At 42.3% G+C, this 20,480-nt stretch carries 17 protein-coding genes (1 of these 17 cut by a window edge); 12 read left to right on the forward strand and 5 right to left on the reverse strand.

The genetic code is table 11. The features are described 5' to 3' along the window. Positions 1-314: 314 nt before the first annotated feature. The 7 genes from AC5FX4_RS04950 (at position 315) to AC5FX4_RS04980 (ending at position 8,996) form a co-directional block, all read left to right on the forward strand. Positions 315-2,549, forward strand: coding sequence for an ABC transporter permease subunit (locus AC5FX4_RS04950; RefSeq protein WP_493605369.1), 2,235 nt, complete (start codon positions 315-317; stop codon positions 2,547-2,549). Positions 2,550-2,566: 17 nt separating this feature from the next. After that, positions 2,567-4,216, forward strand: a complete 1,650-nt coding sequence (pstA, locus tag AC5FX4_RS04955; RefSeq protein ID WP_493605370.1) for a phosphate ABC transporter permease PstA — start codon at positions 2,567-2,569, stop codon at positions 4,214-4,216. A gap of 28 nt (positions 4,217-4,244) precedes the next feature. Next, positions 4,245-5,072, forward strand: a complete 828-nt coding sequence (gene pstB / locus AC5FX4_RS04960) for a phosphate ABC transporter ATP-binding protein PstB (protein ID WP_493605371.1) — start codon at positions 4,245-4,247, stop codon at positions 5,070-5,072. Positions 5,073-5,095: 23 nt separating this feature from the next. Next, on the forward strand, positions 5,096-5,797 hold the full coding sequence (phoU, locus tag AC5FX4_RS04965; RefSeq protein ID WP_493605372.1) for a phosphate signaling complex protein PhoU: 702 nt from the start codon (positions 5,096-5,098) through the stop codon (positions 5,795-5,797). 143 nt (positions 5,798-5,940) lie between these two features. After that, positions 5,941-6,618 (forward strand): TIGR00153 family protein, encoded by a 678-nt coding sequence (locus AC5FX4_RS04970; RefSeq protein ID WP_493605373.1) that lies wholly within the window; start codon positions 5,941-5,943, stop codon positions 6,616-6,618. Between the two features lie 41 nt (positions 6,619-6,659). Then, entirely contained in the window at positions 6,660-7,928 is a 1,269-nt protein-coding gene (locus AC5FX4_RS04975) for an inorganic phosphate transporter (protein ID WP_493605374.1), read from the forward strand. A 153-nt stretch (positions 7,929-8,081) separates the two neighbouring features. Then, positions 8,082-8,996: a hydrogen peroxide-inducible genes activator gene (locus AC5FX4_RS04980; RefSeq protein ID WP_493605375.1), complete on the forward strand. Its 915-nt coding sequence runs from the start codon at positions 8,082-8,084 to the stop codon at positions 8,994-8,996. Positions 8,997-9,005: 9 nt separating this feature from the next. Here the strand turns inward: AC5FX4_RS04980 and AC5FX4_RS04985 are convergent, their stop codons facing one another. Next, positions 9,006-9,203 carry a hypothetical protein gene (locus AC5FX4_RS04985; RefSeq protein ID WP_493605376.1) on the reverse strand — a complete coding sequence of 66 codons (198 nt, stop codon included), beginning with the start codon at positions 9,201-9,203 and terminating at the stop codon, positions 9,006-9,008. A 152-nt stretch (positions 9,204-9,355) separates the two neighbouring features. Continuing rightward, on the reverse strand, positions 9,356-11,866 hold the full coding sequence (locus tag AC5FX4_RS04990) for a GGDEF/EAL domain-containing response regulator (RefSeq protein ID WP_493605377.1): 2,511 nt from the start codon (positions 11,864-11,866) through the stop codon (positions 9,356-9,358). A 248-nt stretch (positions 11,867-12,114) separates the two neighbouring features. On the opposite strand from AC5FX4_RS04990, the gene queA reads away from it, so the two are divergent. The 5 genes from queA (at position 12,115) to secF (ending at position 17,699) form a co-directional block, all read left to right on the forward strand. Beyond that, positions 12,115-13,152, forward strand: a complete 1,038-nt coding sequence (gene queA / locus AC5FX4_RS04995; protein ID WP_493605378.1) for a tRNA preQ1(34) S-adenosylmethionine ribosyltransferase-isomerase QueA — start codon at positions 12,115-12,117, stop codon at positions 13,150-13,152. Between the two features lie 205 nt (positions 13,153-13,357). Further along, positions 13,358-14,488 carry a tRNA guanosine(34) transglycosylase Tgt gene (tgt, locus tag AC5FX4_RS05000; protein ID WP_493605379.1) on the forward strand — a complete coding sequence of 377 codons (1,131 nt, stop codon included), beginning with the start codon at positions 13,358-13,360 and terminating at the stop codon, positions 14,486-14,488. A 26-nt stretch (positions 14,489-14,514) separates the two neighbouring features. Beyond that, positions 14,515-14,853 carry a preprotein translocase subunit YajC gene (yajC, locus tag AC5FX4_RS05005; protein WP_476293107.1) on the forward strand — a complete coding sequence of 113 codons (339 nt, stop codon included), beginning with the start codon at positions 14,515-14,517 and terminating at the stop codon, positions 14,851-14,853. Between the two features lie 32 nt (positions 14,854-14,885). After that, positions 14,886-16,745: a protein translocase subunit SecD gene (gene secD, locus AC5FX4_RS05010; RefSeq protein ID WP_493605380.1), complete on the forward strand. Its 1,860-nt coding sequence runs from the start codon at positions 14,886-14,888 to the stop codon at positions 16,743-16,745. A 9-nt stretch (positions 16,746-16,754) separates the two neighbouring features. Continuing rightward, positions 16,755-17,699 carry a protein translocase subunit SecF gene (gene secF / locus AC5FX4_RS05015; protein WP_493605381.1) on the forward strand — a complete coding sequence of 315 codons (945 nt, stop codon included), beginning with the start codon at positions 16,755-16,757 and terminating at the stop codon, positions 17,697-17,699. Positions 17,700-17,803: 104 nt separating this feature from the next. Here secF and AC5FX4_RS05020 read toward each other — a convergent pair whose 3' ends face one another. The 3 genes in view from AC5FX4_RS05020 to AC5FX4_RS05030 are tightly spaced (at most 8 nt apart) and all read right to left on the reverse strand, a layout consistent with a single transcriptional unit that may run on beyond the window. Next, a complete protein-coding gene (locus tag AC5FX4_RS05020; protein ID WP_493605382.1) occupies positions 17,804-18,715 on the reverse strand; it encodes a GGDEF domain-containing response regulator in 912 nt (303 codons plus the stop codon). After that, complete coding sequence (locus AC5FX4_RS05025) at positions 18,712-19,125, reverse strand: response regulator (RefSeq protein WP_493605383.1); 414 nt, start codon at positions 19,123-19,125, stop codon at positions 18,712-18,714. The genes AC5FX4_RS05020 and AC5FX4_RS05025 overlap by 4 nt, the downstream gene beginning before the upstream one ends. Positions 19,126-19,133: 8 nt before the next feature. Further along, positions 19,134-20,480 carry the 3' end of a PAS domain-containing protein gene (locus AC5FX4_RS05030; RefSeq protein ID WP_493605384.1) on the reverse strand. The gene runs 1,362 nt beyond the window's last position, so 1,347 of the gene's 2,709 nt are visible here — the last part of the coding sequence; its start codon lies beyond the right edge, outside the window; it ends in the stop codon at positions 19,134-19,136.

The raw sequence follows: 20,480 nt of genomic DNA on the forward strand, positions 1-20,480 counted from the left end.
CGTGTCTCTTATTATTCTGCCAGGCCATAAACCTAGCTGTGGAAAAAAGCGGCTTTAGCAAAGAGGGTACGATCCTTATACATAGCCTCCTAAGATAGAGTCCGCGTTCTAAGATTAGTTCACCTTAATTCGATGTCCACCAAATAACTTTATTGTTTGTAAACAAATGAAAACGTCTTGAGTTAAATCAAATCGGAACAAAAAGTGTCATAAAATGTACCCTATTTTATAATATCGTGCCGTTTGCGTTGTAACACAACTGTCATCTTGGTGAAATATAATGCGCGACAACTTTATAATGAAAGGGTGTTTTGATGTCTTCAAATCCGCAGCAACCGTCTTTTAAAACGGATAGAAGCCGTCTATTCAAAGACCGGTTTGCACAGTTTGGTATCTCAGCTGGTGGCGTGATGGTATTGATCGCTTTATTGCTGATCTTCTTTTATCTACTTTACGTTGTTCAACCTATCTTCGAATCTGCAAAAGTTGATAAGCGTGTAGATGTACCGCTAATTGATGCTCAACAATATGTAGGCGTGGGCATTGAAGAACAAACAGAAATAGCTTACTTAATGAGTCGTTCAGGACATGTCGATTTTTATCAAGTAAAAGGCACTCAAGCCGGTGGATTGGTTGAACGTTTAACAGTAAATCTAGATGGTTTAGTGACAAGTGCCGCAAAAAGTGCGCCTTTTCTGGGTCAGTACGCGTATGGCCTCGATAATGGTCAAGTACAATTAGTTAAACCTTCCTTTTTAGTAACATTCCCAGGCAATGAGCGCGTTATTTCGCCTCGGTTAAGTTATCCATTGGATGGTAAACAGCTACTGGTTGATGATCAAGGCAAAGCGATTAAGCGCTTCGCGTTTAGTCATTTTGAAGACAAAACCGCAGTCGTTGCACTGACTGCTGATAAACGCTTGATTTTTGCCTCGTTTGTGGCCGAAGAAAATATGTTTAGCGGGGAAGTCGAGTGGGTTGTTGAGCGTACTGAGCTGGATATTGATGGACGTATTGATGAGTTATTGATCACACCGGATACTACGCGCACCTTTGTTCGCTCTGCAAATCAGATTTATATCTTTGATACTCGCTATCCAAGTGAAGTAGAACAAACCCAAGTACTTGCAGCAAATGAAGAAAATGCCAACTTAGTGGGTACCACTTTATTGGCGGGTGCCAATTCACTGATGTTGGCAAACGACAATGGTGAAGTATCTCAGTGGTTTGAGGTGAATACGGATGATGGCCGAAAATTTCAAAAGATCAGGGCCTTTGAAACGAGCAAAAATAGTAATGTTGATATTTATAGTGAGTACTACCGCCGTACATTCTTTACCACCAATACCAGCGGTGATTTAGGCATTTATTATACCACGAGCCAAGCACATCTTTGGCAAGGGAAAGTGAGTGAAGGTGCAATCAAGTCTTTTGCCGTTTCTCCCCGTTCGAATGCGGTGCTCGTTTTAGCGGATGACAAGCTGTCTGTATTTGATATTCACAATGAACACCCAGAAGTAACATGGTCGGCGCTATGGCAGGAAGTGTGGTATGAAGGTTATCCTGAGCCTGATTATACTTGGCAGTCAACTTCAGCATCAGATGACTTTGAATCAAAGTTTTCGTTAGTGCCAATCTCATTTGGCACCATCAAAGCAGCGATGTATGCGATGTTGTTTGCGGTACCAATCGCGCTCTCTGCTGCGATTTATACAGCCTACTTTATGTCGAGTGAATTACGTCGAGTGGTGAAGCCGACAGTTGAGATTATGGAAGCTTTACCGACGGTTATCCTCGGTTTCTTGGCTGGTCTTTGGTTAGCGCCATTAATTGAAGAAAACTTACCCGCCATTGTTGCGTTACTACTGTTATTGCCTATAGCCATGATTGCGACCGCGTTCTTCTGGACCAAGTTACCTGAAAAAATCCGTCATATGCTGCCTGAAGGTTGGCACGCTATCATACTGATCCCTGTTGTTTTGTTAGTTGGTTGGGCATCATTCGCTATCAGTGGTGGTATTGAAGAGTGGATATTTGGCGGTAATGTTCGCCAATACCTAACCAATGAACTGGGTTTAACCTTCGACCAACGTAACTCTTTGGTGGTGGGTATTGCTATGGGATTTGCGGTTATCCCGACTATTTTCTCAATTGCTGAAGACGCGGTATTCAGTGTGCCAAAGCATCTTTCAAACGGCTCACTCGCATTAGGTGCGACGCAGTGGCAAACGCTTGTTCGAGTCGTATTACTGACTGCAAGCCCTGGTATTTTCTCTGCCGTGATGATGGGCTTAGGCCGTGCGGTAGGCGAGACCATGATTGTATTAATGGCTACCGGTAATACACCGATCATTGATTGGAGCATTTTCCAAGGTATGCGTACGCTTGCTGCAAATATTGCGGTTGAAATGCCTGAGTCGGAAGTGGGGAGTTCACACTATCGGATCCTCTTCTTGGCTGCATTTGTCTTATTTATTTTCACTTTTGTATTTAACACGGTTGCCGAGTTTGTTCGTCAGCAGCTACGTGAAAAATACAGTTCAATGTAATTATTGGAGTTCATGACATGGTAAAACAGTGGTTTAAGTCAGGGTCTCCTTGGATCTGGATGACAGGTGGTGCCGTTAGTATCAGTTTGATTTCGGTACTGGGTTTGTTGGCGATGATTGCTTGGAAAGGGTTAAGCTTTTTCTGGCCATCACAAGTTGTTGAATTACACCTCGATGGTTCTGTGCCAAAACAAGTTGTTATCGGTGAAATTTACGATAGAGAGCAGGTGCCTAAGTCTCGTCTCGAGGCGGCAGGTTTCGATTTATCTGGATACGATGATGAATTCATCGAGCGTTTTTTGGTAAAGACTGGTAACCGTGAATATGTAGAGCTTGATTTTCGCTGGGTGCTGTCTACTGATATCAAACAACAACTCACGCCAGCCAACTTGGCAGTGTTTGAACGTAGCAAAAACGGAAACTTCTACGGCTATGTGGAACAGGTTGTTGAAGATGGCAAGGTGGTAACAGAAAATGTCACAGAGCGTTTATATGAACTTGTTGAACGAGCTGTAGACCTAAACGATGAAGCGCTTGATCTACAAAATGGCGATATAGGTCATATAAACTATGAACTTGAGCGTTTACGTTTAAAAGAAAAAGGGTATGCGCTGAATGATGCACTTACTGATGAGCGTATGGCAGAACTACAAGTGCAAAGAGTACAGCTTCGTGAAGATTATAAGGTACTTGAAGAGCGTTTATTTGAACTGCGTAAAAAAGCCAAGCGTGACCAAGTTATCGTTCGCGACATGCGTGGTGAGCTTGTAACATTGCCTTTATACCAAGTGCTTGATGTTTGGTTCCCTAACAATATGGGTTACTTTGCTAAGGTTGGCCACTATATTTCACAGATCGGTAAGTTTGTGAGTGATGATCCGCGTGAAGCAAATACTGAAGGGGGCGTCTTCCCTGCGATATTCGGTACTGTGTTTATGGTTATGCTGATGGCAGTGATAGTGACGCCATTTGGGGTGGTTGCGGCAATTTACTTACACGAGTATGCTGCGAAAAATGCGGTAACCAAGATGATCCGTATCGCGGTAATTAACTTAGCTGGTGTTCCTTCGATTGTTTATGGGGTATTTGGTTTAGGCTTCTTCGTATACATGTTGGGTGGTTCCATCGACCAGTTGTTCTACCCAGAAGCCGCGCCAAGTCCTGTATTTGGTACGCCGGGTGTAATTTGGTCGGCATTAACACTGGCAATTTTGACCTTGCCCGTGGTGATAGTATCAACGGAAGAAGGTTTATCGCGTATTCCTAGCTCAGTACGTCATGGTTCATTGGCGCTGGGTGCAACAAAAGCAGAAACGTTGTGGCGTATTATTGTGCCAATGGCAAGTCCTGCCATTATGACCGGCCTAATCCTGGCGGTTGCTCGTGCTGCAGGTGAAGTTGCTCCGCTAATGTTGGTAGGTGTCGTGAAAATGGCACCGACATTACCGCTTGATGGTAACTTTCCGTATATCCATTTAGACCGTAAATTTATGCACTTGGGCTTCCATATTTATGATGTAGGCTTCCAAAGTCCGAATGTTGAAGCTGCAAGACCGCTCGTTTATGCAACCGCATTCTTGTTAGTCACAGTGATCATCGCGTTGAACATCACGGCGATTGGTATTCGAAACCATTTGCGTGAAAAGTTCAGATCACTAGAACATTAATAGTAAAGATTTTAAGTAGGTAAAAGTAATGATTACAGTAGCTCCAGAAGTTAATCAGGCCAATGGCCAAACAAAGCTAGATCTTGCCAATTTGACACCAGAGCAAACGTCTCTACAGATCAAAGACCTCGATCTTTACTATGGCGAAAAGCAAGCCCTAAGCAAGGTCAACATGTTGATCCCTAAAGGGCAAGTGACAGCATTCATCGGTCCATCGGGCTGCGGTAAATCAACGTTATTACGTTGTATTAACCGCATGAACGATTTAGTTGATAGCTGTCGCATTGAAGGTGAGATCATCCTTCAAGGAGAAAATATTTATGACAAGCGTGTCGACGTAGCTGCACTACGTCGAAATGTGGGCATGGTGTTCCAACGCCCAAATCCTTTCCCTAAATCAATATACGAAAACGTGGTTTATGGTTTACGCTTACAAGGTATCAAAGATAAGCGTAAGCTTGATGAAGTAGTGGAAAAGTCATTGCGCGGTGCTGCGCTTTGGGACGAAGTGAAAGATAGATTGCATGATAGTGCGTTCGGTCTATCTGGTGGTCAGCAGCAGCGTTTGGTGATCGCACGATCTATTGCGATTGAGCCTGAAGTATTGCTGCTTGATGAACCAACCTCAGCACTTGACCCTATTTCTACTTTGGTTATTGAAGAGCTCATCAACGATTTGAAAAATAAATACACTGTGGTGATTGTAACGCATAACATGCAACAGGCTGCACGTGTATCAGATCAGACTGCGTTTATGTATATGGGTGAATTAATTGAATATGCGGATACCAATACGTTATTCACAACCCCATCGAAAAAGAAAACCGAAGACTATATTACGGGTCGTTACGGTTAAGCGTCTGCTATAGGGGGACTTTTATGGAACACAACTTAAACAAACACATTTCGGGTCGCTTTAATGAAGAGCTAGAGAGTGTTCGCAACCATGTGCTTAGCATGGGTGGTTTGGTTGAGCAACAGCTCAACCTGGCACTGGATGCGGTGAACGATTGCGATGCTGAAAAAGCACGAGCAGTGAGTGAAAACGACTATAAAGTCAATGCGATGGAAGTCAATATTGATGAAGAGTGCACACGCATCATTGCGAAGCGTCAACCTGCAGCAAGTGACCTGCGCTTGGTTGTGGCAATCGCCAAAACCATTGCTGATTTAGAACGGATCGGTGATGAAGCCGAGCGCATTGCTCGAGTGGCACTTGATTCTTTCACGAAAGATCAACAAGACTTGTTAGTTAACATTGAGAATATGGGCCGTCAGGTTTCGAAAATGTTACACGATGTGCTGGATGCGTTTGCTCGAATGGATGCACAGCGCGCTTTTGAAGTGCACAAAGAAGATGCGAAAGTAGACCGTGAGTATGAAGCTCTAACGCGTCAAATCATGACCTACATGATGGAAGATCCACGTTCAATCCCAAAAATTATGGATTTAATTTGGTCGGTTCGTTCATTAGAACGCATTGGTGATCGTTGTCAGAATATTGCCGAATATGTCATTTATTTTGTTAATGGCAAGGATATTCGTCATACATCTCAAGAAGATATAGAAAAGTCACTGTAACCTTTTCACTGTATTTTAGACCCTGGCACCTGCAGCTGGGGTCTTCTTGTTTTTATCTAACCGATAAAAATCATTCACAACAGCGCTTAATGCTGTAAAATTGCACGCTGCAAAAGCATATAAATATGATTTAAGGGTCAGTTATGCCGACTAATGCATTTTTAGGGGTATTTGCAAAATCTCCTATTAAGCCTATTGAAGAACACATAAAAATCGTACATAAAGCCAGTAAAGCGTTAGTACCATTTTTTAACCATGTTTTTAAAGGTGAATGGACTGAAGCTGAAGCGCTTCGAGTTCAAATTCGCAATTATGAGCGCGAAGCAGATAAACTGAAGCGAGAAGTTCGCCTGCAGTTGCCACGCGGTCTATTCATGCCTGTAGAAAGAACCGATCTTCTAGAGTTAATTACCCACCAAGATAAAATTGCCAATAAAGCAAAAGACATCGCAGGTCGCGTTGTTGGTCGCGAAATGGTGATTCCAGAATCAATCCAAGTTGACTTTTTAGCTTATTTACAACGTTGCGTTGATGCGACTAAACAAGCGTCGAAAGCCATTAATGAACTAGACGAGCTGCTCGAAACGGGTTTCCGTGGCCGTGAAGTTACTTTGGTTGAAAACATGTTAGTTGAACTGGATGCAATTGAACAAGATACGGATGAAATGCAGATTAAAATCCGTCAAGAGTTGCGCGCAGTTGAAAATGATTTAAACCCAGTTGATGTAATGTTCCTATATAAGATCATTGAATGGGTTGGTGAATTAGCTGACATTGCTGAGCGAGTAGGCTCTCGACTTGAATTAATGCTTGCGCGTTAATTTTTAAAAAGAATTAAGTAGTTTAAAAGTAAGGTTTTACAATGGATATCATTGCATCCTACGGTAGCATGCTGGTGCTTGTTGCAGCGGCAGTTGGTTTTTTTATGGCTTATGGTATTGGCGCGAATGACGTTGCAAATGCTATGGGTACTTCGGTTGGTTCAAAAGCGCTAACCATTAAGCAAGCAATTTTAATTGCTATGATTTTCGAATTTGCTGGTGCTTACTTAGCAGGTGGTGAAGTAACATCAACTATTCGTAAAGGCATCATTGATGCTGCGCCATTTGTTGATATTCCTGAATTAATGATCTTAGGTATGATATCGGCATTGTTTGCAGCAGGTGTTTGGTTATTACTCGCCTCAATGCTTGGTTGGCCGGTATCAACAACGCACTCAATTATCGGTGCCATCATTGGTTTTGCACTAGTCGCTGTGGGTAGTGAAGCAATCCAATGGGGTAAAGTTGCCGGTATTGTGGGAAGTTGGATTGTAACGCCAGCGATTTCTGGCTTTATCGCGTATCTTATCTTTATGAGTGCGCAGAAGTTGATCTTTGATACATCGACACCACTACAAAACGCAAAGCGTTACGTACCTATGTACATGGCTCTAGCTGGTTTTGTAATGGCGCTTGTGACCATTAAGAAAGGCTTGAAGCACGTTGGTATCAATATGGGCACCTTTGAAGGTTATGCTCTAGCTATTGGTATTGCTGTGTTAGTTGGTATGGTTGGTAAATTAGCGATTGCGCGTCTGAAAATGGACCCTAAAGCCGATAAACAAATGCAGTTCAACAATGTTGAAAAAGTGTTTGCTATTTTGATGGTACTAACCGCATGTTGTATGGCATTCGCACATGGTTCAAATGACGTCGCGAACGCGATTGGTCCATTAGCTGCGGTTGTTAACATTGTTGAAAATGATGGTGTAATGACCAAGAAAGCGGCGCTTGCTTGGTGGATCTTGCCTTTAGGTGGCCTAGGTATCGTAGCGGGTCTTGCTATTTTAGGTAAAAAAGTAATAAAAACGATTGGTGAAGGTATTACACACTTAACACCTAGCCGAGGCTTCGCAGCAGAGCTTGCAGCGGCTTCTACAGTAGTAATTGCTTCTGGTACGGGCTTACCTATTTCAACGACTCAAACGCTTGTGGGCGCTGTATTGGGTGTGGGTATGGCGCGTGGTATCGCTGCACTTAACATGTCAGTGGTCAGAAACATCGTAGTTTCTTGGGTGATTACATTGCCAGTTGGCGCAGCACTTGCTATTGTTATATTCTATATTCTAAGAGCCGTGTTCGGCGTATAACTTAGAAAGACAGACTTTTAGCTTGAAAAGATCTCAGCACTTCGTGCTGGGGTCTTTTTATTTTTAAAGCCCCTCTTGATATGGTTTTACAGAGTCCGTATCGGCGTTATACTGCATACTATTATTACTCATATGAGCTTAAATAGTTGCAACGTGAATAACCTTCCTAGTATTAAACAATTACAATATTTAATCGCAGTACATCAGCATCAGCATTTTGGTCGTGCTGCTGAAGCGTGCTTTATTGGTCAGTCTACTTTGAGTAGTGCAATTCAAACTCTTGAAGAGACCTTAGGATGTCAGCTTATTGAGCGAGAGAATCGCAGCCTCATGTTCACTGATATTGGTGAAGAAGTGGTTGTTCGCGCGAAAAAAATCATTGCGGATACGATGAGTGTTAAAGAGTTAACGAAAAGCTATAAGCACCCACTATGTGGCAAGCTAACATTGGGTATCATTCCAACTATTGCGAGTTTTATAGCGGCGCCATTACATCAATTTTGTCAGCAGCAGTTTTGCGATTTACAACTTATCTTGGTTGAAGATACCAGTGATAAACTACTCGATAAGTTGGAACATGGTCATATTGATATGGCGATGCTCGCGCTGCCTTATCAAACAGAACGCTTTCATACGCAAGTGTTGGCAAAAGACTATTTTTCATTGGTGCACCACAAGGACTACCATGTGGACGACGATATAAACGACTTTAATTTGTTACCAGATAACAGTGTGTTCCTGTTGGAAAAAGAGCATTGTATGACGGGACATGCGCTAAGTGCGTGTCATTTAAATCGCAGTGCATGTATTAATCCTTTCGAGGCGGCTAATTTGCATACTTTACTGAGTATGGTTGAGTATCAGCATGGCGTAACATTTTTGCCGCAAATGGCAATTAATGCGGGCATTTTGCAAGGCAAAGACGTGGTTGCTAATACGCCTTTAGAAGATGCATACAGAGAGATTGGTTTACTCTGGCGAAAAACAACGGGACGCATCAGAGACTTTCGATTATTTAGTGATAAGGTTAGCTCTTTTGTTCAACAATGTGCTCAGCAGCCAAAGTAAGGTACTGTATTACGATGGTTCATATTTATTGGCTGCTGCGAGGTTTGGCAAGAACAATAAATAGACCCAAACAACCAAATTGAAGTAAGGCACTAAGCCAAGAAAGGTAAATATTTTACTTGGGTAGCCCTTAATTTTTGCATTTCTATGACATTGAAATGCAACTAATAGGTTGATAAAAAACAAAAAAATCATTAATTGGTTCATAATTACACTCCTAGACGTCCATAAGGTGATGTATCGCAATCCTTTGAATGTCCAGTGAAAAAGCGAAAATCAACAACTTGGCTGGACAACCTCGTATAGAGTTATTATAGATGATTTAATGACAAGAAAAAGCCGACTTTTGTATAAATTTGTTATCGGATTGTTTTGCTGGATAAAATAGTTGGAATTGCTTTTTTGAGCTTTTCGATCGGCATTGGCTTCGCAATAAAAAAGCCTTGTCCATAGTCGATGCCTATCTCTTTTAGTGTTTTAAATATTTCAATATTCTCAACGTACTCAGCGACGGAGCGTTTGTTGAGTGAATGACTGATATCATGCACGGCTTTAACCAGTGCCAAATCTATCGGATCATTCAACATATCGCGCACAAACGAGCCATCAATTTTTACGTGCTGCGCTGGAAGTTGTTTTAAATAACTAAATGTGCTGAATCCAGTGCCAAAGTCATCAATTGAGAAGTGACAGCCTAGATCATTTAGCTTACAGATCATCGCTTGTGTTGCGCTTAGATTATTAATACTTGCTGACTCGGTGATCTCAAATATGATGTTGTGAGCACTGACTTGATACTCAACTAAGCATGCTTGAATATGGGGTAGTAAGCGTTCATCAAGAAACGATTGAGCCGACAAGTTGATAGCAACTTGATTTAATTCTGGGTTTTGCGCCACAGCGGCAATCGCATGCTTAATCACGCATTGGTCCATCAAAAACGTGTCGTTTAAAAGCTCCAGCGCTGGAATGAATTGATTTGGGAATATAAGCTCATTTCTGACTCGAAGCCTTAATAAGGCTTCATAATATGCGATGGTATTGTTTTTGAAGTCCCAAATCGCCTGATAATGTAACTCAATATGATTATTTTGCAGTGCTTCACGAACATTATGCCCCCACTCTAAACCAGATTGGAGCGTGTTATTGTCAGCATCATCTTTGCTATAACAATGTACCAAGTTTCTACCTAGGCTTTTAGCTATGTAGAGAGCTATGTCCGCTTGTTTTAAGCACTCGTTCGCATCGTGGTTTTCCTTGGTGATCTGAGTCAAACCAATGGAGCAACTAATTGAGTAGCTATTTTCTTCTGAATAAAACTTGTGCTTCTCAATCGCAACGCAAATGCTTTCCGCAGCTAGATGCGCATCAAGCAAGTTGGTGTTGTTTAAAATAATGGCAAACTCATCGCCACCAATTCTAAATATTAAGTGCTCATCATCGATGTTTTTACCAAATAGCTGTGACACTTCTTTAAGAACAATATCCCCTTGCTGATGGCCTTTGCTGTCATTGATTATTTTAAAGTGATCTAAATCGATGTAGAGCAGTGCATGTTCTATTTCGCTTTGCTGGGATATAGATGAGCAAAAATGGTGTAACTGCTGATCAAAATAATAACGGTTATGAAGCCCAGTCAATGTGTCATGTAGCGCGAGGTGACGCAATTGCAGCTCTGCTTGCTTACGTTCATGTATATTGTCGAGCGTAGCAGTAATGGTCGCGCTGCTTGTGCTATTTTTAATAAGCTGAAAGCGACATTCTACCCAAATTTGACGCTGTTGCTGGTGACTTATTTGAAGCTCTATTTTAGATTGATCTTGATGACCAGCGATGATGTTATTGAGTACTTTTCGCAGTGCTGATTGATATTCGGTACTGACAAAGTCACACAAGTGATTATTTAAACTTGTTTTGATGCCATAACCAGATAACCCTTCCCAAGCAGGGTTAATAAAACGGATCAAGCCCTGTTCATCAAGCTCCATCACCACGGTATTGAGGTGCAGTAAAATACGTTGGTGTGCTGAGAAGAGTTCTTTATAACTTTGTTCACTGCGGCTCAGTTGCGATACTTTTTCTTCGAATTCGGCATAACTGACCATGAAGTCTTCGCGCCGAGCAGCATGATCACAGACTTTGCTAAGAATAGAGATGTCATAAGGCTCACGTACAAAGTCAGTCACACCCAATAGCAAAAGTTGTTCGGCGTAGTCAGCGTCGCGGCTATCGATGATGGTCACAATTGCCTGATTGGGATTGTATTTGAGGATACTCTCAACCAAATCTTTGGTTGCATTAGCGCGTGTCGCGGTGGCATCTAATAAAATAATGGCGTAGCTAGATTGTCTAAATAACGATAAAGCTTCATTGGTTGAAGTGACATGCGTACATGCAAAGTTCAGTGAAAGGTGCTGACAGATCTCATCCGCACGTTGCTGATTCGGCTCAAGTAGTAGCAGTGTTAAACGGCTGCTTTTTTCTAAATGCGTTGACAAAACATTGGCAAGTACGTGGGGGAGTCTATGATGACGCTCAAATGGCAGCACCGCATCAATGCTATAACTACGTGCGGTTGTTTCGGCGATTCGTTCACAATAAACTGGGGGGATCAACAAGATCGGCGTGTTTTTAGGTGTTTTCAATAACCCTGAACGAACCATTCGAGAGAATCGCCAGCCATCAATTTTACCTACATCAAGGCCGGTGATCACAACATCAACCGCTTGTTGTTTCAAAACTTGCAGTGCAGATTGGCTATCTTCGCATTCTATAAAGGTAAATACATCCAGCTTTTGTAGCGTGTCGATTATCGCACTGCGCTCATGTTTACTAGAGTTTACAATCAATAAATTTAATTGTCTGGCCACGATTAACGCTTTAACTCCATCTCAACAAACAACAAGCGACACCTCTATGAAAGCTTAAAATACAAGCTACTGTTTTAAATAATTAATAAATCAATTTTTAGGGATTTATAAAACAGCACTTCAGTGGCGTGTTTTATGCAACATTCAGCCTCGCTAGGTTAATGCTATTTGCACTTGGTTACAAGCACTTGATTTAGCCCTACAGGATCACTAGACTTGGCGCCTATTTTCCTACAAGAGATGTAGCCATGCGCGTAGCTGACTTTAGTTTTGAACTTCCAGATGAATTAATTGCCCGTCATCCTAAAAAAGAACGTTCGAGTAGTCGCCTGTTGTCACTCGATGGTAATAGCGGAAAGCTTGAACATAAGGTGTTTACCGACATTGTGGATATGTTGAATCCGAATGACATCATGATATTCAACAATACTAAAGTGATCCCTGCGCGTATGTTCGGCCAAAAGGCTACGGGCGGTAAGGTTGAAGTTCTCGTTGAAAGGGTGCTTGATGACCATCGTGTATTGGCGCATGTGAGATCAAGCAAATCACCAAAAGAAGGGGCAACGCTTATTCTAGAAGGCAAAGCGGAAGCAACCATGCTAGGCCGCCAAGGTGAATTGTTTGAACTGCGTTTTAGCGGTGAGCAAAATGTGTTTAGCATTTTGGAAGACATTGGCCATATGCCTTTACCGCCTTACATAGATAGGCCTGATGAAGAAGAAGATAAAGAACGCTATCAAACTGTTTATAACGAAAAACCGGGCGCTGTGGCTGCACCAACTGCGGGCTTGCACTTCGATGAAACGCTGTTGCAAAAAATAAAAGAAAAGGGCGTGGAAACCGCGTTTATCACATTGCATGTAGGGGCGGGCACTTTTCAGCCAGTAAGAGTTGACTCGGTAGACGACCATATTATGCATTCGGAGTATATTGAAGTCCCTGAAGAGGTAGTGGAAGCAATTAACAAAGCGAAAGCCAAAGGTGGCCGAGTGATTGCAGTAGGTACCACTTCTGTACGTTCATTAGAATCAGCGGCTAAAGTACACGGTGGCGAATTAAAAGCATTTTCTGGAGATACCGATATTTTCATTTATCCTGGCTATGAATTTAAAGTGATTGATGCCATGGTGACTAACTTCCATTTGCCCGAGTCAACCTTGATCATGTTGGTCAGTGCATTTGCCGGTCAGCAACATATTATGAACGCGTATCATACTGCGATAGAGCAAGGTTATCGCTTTTTTAGTTATGGTGATGCGATGTATTTAACAAAGAAAACAAGTTAATAAAAGAGACCCAGCCTAGGCTGGGTTTTTTGTGTCTATTTACTTTGTTTTACTCGTCGTTGTCTTTAAAACAGAAATTTCGGCCCAATAATTAGAATTGCACCGTTAAACAAGGTAGAATTGAGCGGTTTTTCCACCTGATTGTTAACATACTTGGTGTTAGCAGATACTAACGTTGGACTGTTTTTCCGACTTTGAGGTAATAATGAAATTTGAATTAGATCGCACCGATGGCAAAGCGCGTCGTGGCCGCTTGATTTTTGACCGTGGTGTAGTTGAAACACCAGCTTTTATGCCCGTTGGTACTTACGGTACCGTAAAAGGGATGACGCCAGATGAACTAAAAGGGACAGGCGCACAAATTTGCTTGGGGAACACGTTCCATCTGATGTTGCGCCCTGGTACTGAGATCATCAAGCAGCATGGTGATTTACATGACTTTATGAACTGGGATAAGCCAATTTTAACTGATTCAGGCGGTTTCCAAGTATTTAGCTTGGGCGCAATGCGTAAAATCACAGAAGAAGGTGTGTTGTTCAAATCACCGGTTAATGGTGAAAAAATCATGTTGTCTCCTGAAAAAGCGATGCAGGTACAGTGTGATCTTGGCTCTGATATTGTCATGATCTTTGATGAATGCACGCCGTATCCTGCGACTGAGAAAGAGGCGCGAGACTCGATGGAGCTTTCTTTACGTTGGGCTAAGCGCTCCAAAGAAGGTCATGGCGACAATCCGGCTGCGTTATTTGGCATCATTCAAGGTGGTATGTATCCAGAGTTACGTGCTGAGTCGCAAAAAGGGTTGGAAGAAATTGGTTTTGATGGCTATGCCCTAGGCGGACTGTCAGTGGGTGAACCTAAAGAAGACATGATCCACATTTTGGACCATTGCGCTTATAAGATGCCAGAAGATAAACCTCGTTACTTGATGGGCGTTGGTAAACCTGAAGATTTGGTTGAAGCCGTGCGTCGTGGTATCGATATGTTTGACTGCGTTATGCCAACACGTAATGCGCGAAATGGCCACTTATTTATCACAGGCGGCGTGGTGAAGATCCGTAATGCGGTACATAAAACGGATACAGGTCCACTAGATTCTGAGTGTGATTGCCATACCTGTGAAAATTACTCGCGCGCATACTTACACCATTTAGACAAGTGTAATGAGATTTTAGGTGCACGTCTTAACACCATTCATAATCTTCGATACTATCAGCGTGTTATGGAAGGCCTACGCAATGCAATTAGTGAAGGCAAATTAGACGACTTTGTAAAAGATTTTTATGCACGCCGAGGCCAAGAAGTGCCACCGCTTGCAAATACTGAACAAGATTGAATATAAAAATTTAAAGAGGAAGTGTTATGAGTTTATTTATCTCTAGTGCGCACGCAAGCACTGCAGGTGCTGCGCCAGCCGGTGGTGGTATGGAAATGCTGATCATGCTCGGTATTTTTGGTCTGGTATTTTATTTTTTAATTTACCGTCCACAAGCAAAGCGAGTAAAAGAGCACAAAAACTTAATGGGTGCGTTAGCCAAAGGTGACGAGGTACTAACGCAAGGCGGTTTGGTCGGTAAGATCACAAAAGTAGCGGATGACAAAGATTTTGTTGTGATCGCACTTAATGATCAGGCGGAAGTCACTGTTCAAAAGTCAGCGGTGTCTGCAGTGTTGCCAAAAGGCACAATGAAGTCGCTTTAAGACAATAATAATAACAACAAAGGGATAATCCAGTGTTAAATAAGTATCCAATGTGGAAATACTTGCTGGTACTGGCGGTGTTAGCGGTTGGCATTTTATATGCCACACCAAATTTGTATGGCCGTGATCCGGCCATTCAAGTATCTGGTACTAAAGGTGCCAGCGCTGACCTAGCTGTACTTGACCAAGTTAATAACACACTTGCACAGAACAACATCACAGTAAAATCTTCCGTTCTTGAAAATGGTCAAGTGCTCGTTCGTTTTAAAAATGTTGAGCAACAACTAAAAGCACAAGACCTGCTTCGTGGTAGTTTAAGTGATGATTACATTTCCGCCATCAACATGAGCCCAGCACAACCAGAATGGTTAAAGAATTTGGGCGGTAACCCAATGAAGTTGGGTCTTGATTTAAGTGGTGGTGTGCACTTCACTATGGAAGTTGACATGGTCACGGCGCTGGATAATGCGTTAGAGGCGATGGAGCAAGACTTCAAGAGTGACTTACGTGGTGAAAAATTGCGTTACCGCGCAGTGCGCCAAGTCGCTGGCAGCGAGAGATTACAAGTCACCATGCGTAATGCGGAAGATAAAGACGCTGCGGAACGCTTTTTGAAAGGTCGCTATCCACTTTATAACTTTGTTGATGATAGCAGTAATGATCTAGCGTTTTACGTGAGCTTAAGTGACCAGAAGCTCAAAGAGATCCGTGATTACGCAATCAAGCAAAACGAAACAATTATTCGTAACCGTATTAACCAATTAGGTGTTGCAGAGCCGAATGTACAGCGCCAAGGTGCCGAGCGCATCATCGTGCAACTACCAGGAGTTCAAGATACCGCGCGTGCAAAAGAAATCTTGGGTGCAACAGCCACACTTGAGTTTAGAGAAGTGGACGAAAACGCAGACGTACAGGCTGCGGCGCAAGGTCGTATACCACCGGGAACTGAAGTGATTAATCACAAAGATGGTTTCCCTGTGGTATTGAAAAAGCGCGTTATTCTTGAAGGTAGCCATATCACAGGCGCACAATCTGGTTTAGATGAATATCAACGCCCGCAGGTTAGTATCAACTTAGACAGTAAAGGCGGCGCAAAAATGAATGCCTTTACTAAGCGTGCAATTGGTAAACGCATGGCGACGGTATTCATTGAATACAAACCTTCGGGTAAGAAAGACGCTAATGGTAAAGCGCTTCCGCCAATTAAGGTAGAAGAAGTGATTAACGTGGCGACCATTCAAGCGCGTTTGAATAACTCATTTCGTATTACTGGTATCGATAACCCTGCTGAAGCGCATAACTTAAGTTTGTTACTTCGAGCGGGTGCTTTAGTTGCGCCAATTCAAATTGTTGAAGAGCGTACAGTCGGTCCAAGCCTTGGGCAAGAGAATATTGAAGCGGGTATGTTGGCAGTAGTACTAGGTTTTGCGTTTGTACTTGCTTTCATGTTGATTTACTACAAAGGCTTTGGTTTGGTGGCAAACCTCGCCCTTGCAGCAAACTTAGTGATGATTGTGGGCGTTATGTCGATGATCCCAGGTGCAACGCTTACGCTACCTGGTATTGCTGGTATCGTATTAACCGTAGGTATGGCGGTAGACGCCAATGTGCTGATCTTTGAACGTATCCGTGAAGAGTTACTGGATGGCCGCAGTCCACAACAGGCTGTGCACCATGGTTATGACAGCGCATTTAGTACCATTTTCGACGCAAACATTACGACATTAATTGCGGCGATTATCTTATTCTCGGTGGGAACAGGTCCAATTGCTGGTTTCGCAGTGACGTTAGCGATTGGTATTATCACATCAATGTTTACAGCCATTGTTGGAACCCGTGCGGTTATCAACCTTTGCATTGGCGGTAAGCGTGTTGAAAAGCTTTCTATCTAGGAGACGGGTATGCAGTTATTAAAATTAAGTGACACTATCCGCTTTATGTCTGCGAGAAAGCTGACAATGGCTTTCTCCGCCTTGCTGATAGTCGCATCCATCGCTTCAATGGCCATTCGTGGATTAAATTTCGGCTTGGACTTTACTGGGGGAACTGCCGTTGAGGTTGGGTTTTCTCAGCCTGCTGATCTGACTAAGATCCGAGAAGTACTTGCGAACAATGGTTTTGCCGATGCATCGGTACAATTGTTTGGTACCAGCCAAGAAGTGCTAGTTCGTTTAGCGCCTCGTGGAGATGGTGTAAAAGCGGAAGTTATTGGCAACCAACTGATTGAAGCACTAAAGCAGGCTGATAGCAGCGTAGAAATGCGTCGTATTGAGTTTGTTGGACCAAGTGTTGGTGAAGATTTAAAAGAGCAAGGCGGCTTAGCAATGCTAACGGCGCTTATTTGTATCTTGATCTATGTTGCATTTCGCTTTGAATGGCGTTTTGCACTTGGTGCGGTAGTGGCCTTGTTTCACGACGTGATTTTAACAATGGGTTTGTTCTCAGTGTTAGACCTTGAGTTCGATTTAACCATACTCGCGGCCATTCTTGCTGTAATTGGATATTCACTGAATGACACCATTGTTGTATCGGATCGTATTCGTGAAAACTTCAGAAAAGTACGTGTTGATGACACGCTTGAAATTATTAATATTTCTTTGACGCAAACGCTTAACCGTACTTTAGTGACATCAATTACCACTATTCTGGTACTGATCGCCTTGTTTGTATGGGGTGGGCAAACCATTCATGGCTTTGCGACAGCGCTGTTGTTTGGTGTTTTCATCGGTACATATTCTTCAATTTATGTTGCAAGCTCTGTAGCTGTGGCAATGGGGGTCAGCAAAGAAGATTTGATCCCAGTTGAGGTCGAAAAAGAAGGCGCAGATTTAGACGCAATGCCTTAGTTTTTAGGTCAAATTGAAAAAGCCGCGATCATGTGGCTTTTTTATTTTTGAGCATGTAAAACGGGTACAGACACATCTTTGTGCTTTCTAAGATTAGCCCACAATTAGTCGAGCAAAACAAAAGGCTGACCTGTTTCCTTTGCTTGATACATTGCGCGGTCTGCATTACCTAAAAGTTCAGCTTCATCCGCGCCATCAATAGGAAACATGACCGCGCCTATACTCACTTCCAACTCTACTTCATGCACTTTATTATCTGCACCTTCAATACAATATGTATCGGCCAGCAACATGTATTTATTTTGTGTAAGCTGGATAAGTTGTTCTTTGCTTGTTACATGTGGCGCAATGATGACAAATTCGTCCCCCCCATAGCGAGCGACAAAATCAGAAGTGCGACGGAACATTTTTAGTTTGGAAGCGATGGATTTTAGAAGTTGGTCACCAGCTTGATGACCGAGTTCGTCATTTACGTTTTTAAAATTGTCTAAGTCAATGAATAGTAGTCCAAATTGAGTTTTATAACGTAATGCATCTTGGACATACTTATGTAGTTCAGCGTCAAAAGAGCCGCGATTGTTGAGCATCGTCAATTTATCCATCACGACTAAGTTTTCTAGGTTTCTTTGTAATTCAAATCGCTCTTTTGAAAATATGATCGTTCTAGTCAGCATGGAAGTTGTGAGTTCTTGTTTGGGGATGTAATCTTGCGCGCCAAGCTGGATCACTTTCTCACTGATGGTGTGTTCTGAATTTCCAGTCAGTACAATGATTGGTATTTGGCTTACAAAATGTTTAATGGTGATTAAGGTATTTAATCCAACACTTTCAGGCAAATTGAGGTCGAGTAATAACATATCGGGAGCACATTGACTTACTGCAATCTTGAGCGATTTAATATCATTGAATGCTTTGAGTCTGAATTGATGTTTTCCTTCATACTGAGCTAGCGTTTGTGTTATTAAATATACATCTTCGTCGTTGTCTTCCAACAAATAGATCAGCCAGCGATTCATGAGTTTTCCCTTATGAAGTGGTTATATCGAAACCAGTACTTTAAGAGCACTTCAAGTAGCTCTATTAAATCTACAACTCTATTTGGTTTTGTGATGTATGATTTTGCACCGTATAAAAAAGCTTGTTCAATATCGGCAGGGTGATTTGACGTGGTGTATCCAATCAAACAAATCTTATCACACATACCTTTTGCGTTTAGTTGGCGCATCGCTTCTAGGCCGCCCATTTTGGGCATGTTTAGGTCTACGAGATATAGACACTCCGTCGCGCAGGAGTGAGACTCAACATATTCAATGAGTTGCTCTCCATCTTGGAGAATAACCAACTCAGGTTTAGGCAAAACATGCTCGCATGCTGTTGTAAATAGATAAACATCATCAGGGTCGTCATCGACTAATACTATATTCATATTAGCTCCTAACTGTTAGGCAAGATAATGGTAAACGTTGTGCCTTCTTCTTTGTTACTTCGACAGCTTATTTCACCTTCATGTAGTTTAACGATTTCTTTGCATATGGCTAAGCCGATACCATTGCCTGCAGACTTACTATTGTTGAGTCGCTTAAATGGCTCAAAAATGCTTTGCCAGTGAGGTTGCTCAATGCCGATACCATTATCTTGATAATTTAAGTGCACTTTATTGTCATGGATCTCGCTAGAAACGGTAATAATGGGCGCACGTTCCGCGGATGAAAATTTCAAGCTATTTGAGATTAGATTCTGAAATACTTGAACAAACAATGAAGGGTCTACAACCAAAGCTTGTGTCGAGTTATTTATTTCGATCTTGGCGTTGTGTTCTTCAATGCTACAGCTAATTTGATCGCAGGCATTATCGACGATTGTGCCTAAGGTGGTTGGAAGCTGTTTGAGCTTTTGAGTTTGCAAACGAGATAGCTTCAATAAATCTTGGATCATTGTACGCATTCTACTTGAAGCCTCAATCAAGCGAGACATCTCAAATTGTGCCTTAGTATCATCTTGGAGATATTCAGACAATCGAACGGATAGGCTATCAGTGAATGCGGTTATTTTCCGTAAAGGTTCTTGTAAATCATGTGACGCCAAAAAGGCGAAGTGTTCAAGGTTATCGTTAGAGGTCTGTAGTTGCAGGAGAAGCTGCGCTTTTTCCGTCATGTCAACAAATGTACCAAGCAAAACTTTGGGGGCATGGTGCTCGTCTCGAGAAATGACCGTATCAACCGCACTGCACCAGCGCCAGCTGCCGTCCTTGTGTTTTATTCGATATTCCACAGGTAGTAATTGCTGATCTTTACTGTGAAACACTTCTTCCAAGTGTGTTTGCACACGCAGTTTATCTTCAGGGTGAATAAGTTGTGTTAGCGTTGTTTCTTGAAGATCCAAAATCGTGTAGCCAAGCAAATCAGTATATCGACGGTTAATTCGAGTATTTTTTTGTTTCTCGATATCATATAAATAGAGGCCGCAGACCGCTGAGTTGATAATTTGTTCCAAGAAAGCTCTATTTTGGTCGAGCTCAAACTCAGCGTATTTTCGTGCTGTTATATCAATGGCGGTGCCAACAATTTTCTCAACTTTGTTGTGTTGGTTCAAAATTGGGTAAAGTGTAGTTTGATACCATCTCTCTTCGTCATTAAATGGCAAGCTTTCGACATACTCGATAGGCTGTTTACTTTCAGCACAGAGCGCATAGTTGCTGGAGAGTTTTTTGACTAAATGATCTGGAAAAACGGTATCGCCAAGAGAAGACAAACGTTTATTGATAATATCCTCAGCTTTCAC

It is taken from the genome of Pseudoalteromonas sp. ATL1 (genome assembly GCF_058933015.1).

What these genes read in the sequence shown, in the direction of transcription:
- AC5FX4_RS04950 (WP_493605369.1), top strand. Translation starts at nt 315, where the DNA reads ATGTCTTCAAATCCGCAGCAACCGTCTTTTAAAACGGATAGAAGCCGT.
- pstA (WP_493605370.1), top strand. Translation starts at nt 2,567, where the DNA reads ATGGTAAAACAGTGGTTTAAGTCAGGGTCTCCTTGGATCTGGATGACA.
- pstB (WP_493605371.1), top strand. Translation starts at nt 4,245, where the DNA reads ATGATTACAGTAGCTCCAGAAGTTAATCAGGCCAATGGCCAAACAAAG.
- phoU (WP_493605372.1), top strand. Translation starts at nt 5,096, where the DNA reads ATGGAACACAACTTAAACAAACACATTTCGGGTCGCTTTAATGAAGAG.
- AC5FX4_RS04970 (WP_493605373.1), top strand. Translation starts at nt 5,941, where the DNA reads ATGCCGACTAATGCATTTTTAGGGGTATTTGCAAAATCTCCTATTAAG.
- AC5FX4_RS04975 (WP_493605374.1), top strand. Translation starts at nt 6,660, where the DNA reads ATGGATATCATTGCATCCTACGGTAGCATGCTGGTGCTTGTTGCAGCG.
- AC5FX4_RS04985 (WP_493605376.1), bottom strand. Translation starts at nt 9,203, where the DNA reads ATGAACCAATTAATGATTTTTTTGTTTTTTATCAACCTATTAGTTGCA.
- queA (WP_493605378.1), top strand. Translation starts at nt 12,115, where the DNA reads ATGCGCGTAGCTGACTTTAGTTTTGAACTTCCAGATGAATTAATTGCC.
- tgt (WP_493605379.1), top strand. Translation starts at nt 13,358, where the DNA reads ATGAAATTTGAATTAGATCGCACCGATGGCAAAGCGCGTCGTGGCCGC.
- yajC (WP_476293107.1), top strand. Translation starts at nt 14,515, where the DNA reads ATGAGTTTATTTATCTCTAGTGCGCACGCAAGCACTGCAGGTGCTGCG.
- secF (WP_493605381.1), top strand. Translation starts at nt 16,755, where the DNA reads ATGCAGTTATTAAAATTAAGTGACACTATCCGCTTTATGTCTGCGAGA.
- AC5FX4_RS05020 (WP_493605382.1), bottom strand. Translation starts at nt 18,715, where the DNA reads ATGAATCGCTGGCTGATCTATTTGTTGGAAGACAACGACGAAGATGTA.
- AC5FX4_RS05025 (WP_493605383.1), bottom strand. Translation starts at nt 19,125, where the DNA reads ATGAATATAGTATTAGTCGATGACGACCCTGATGATGTTTATCTATTT.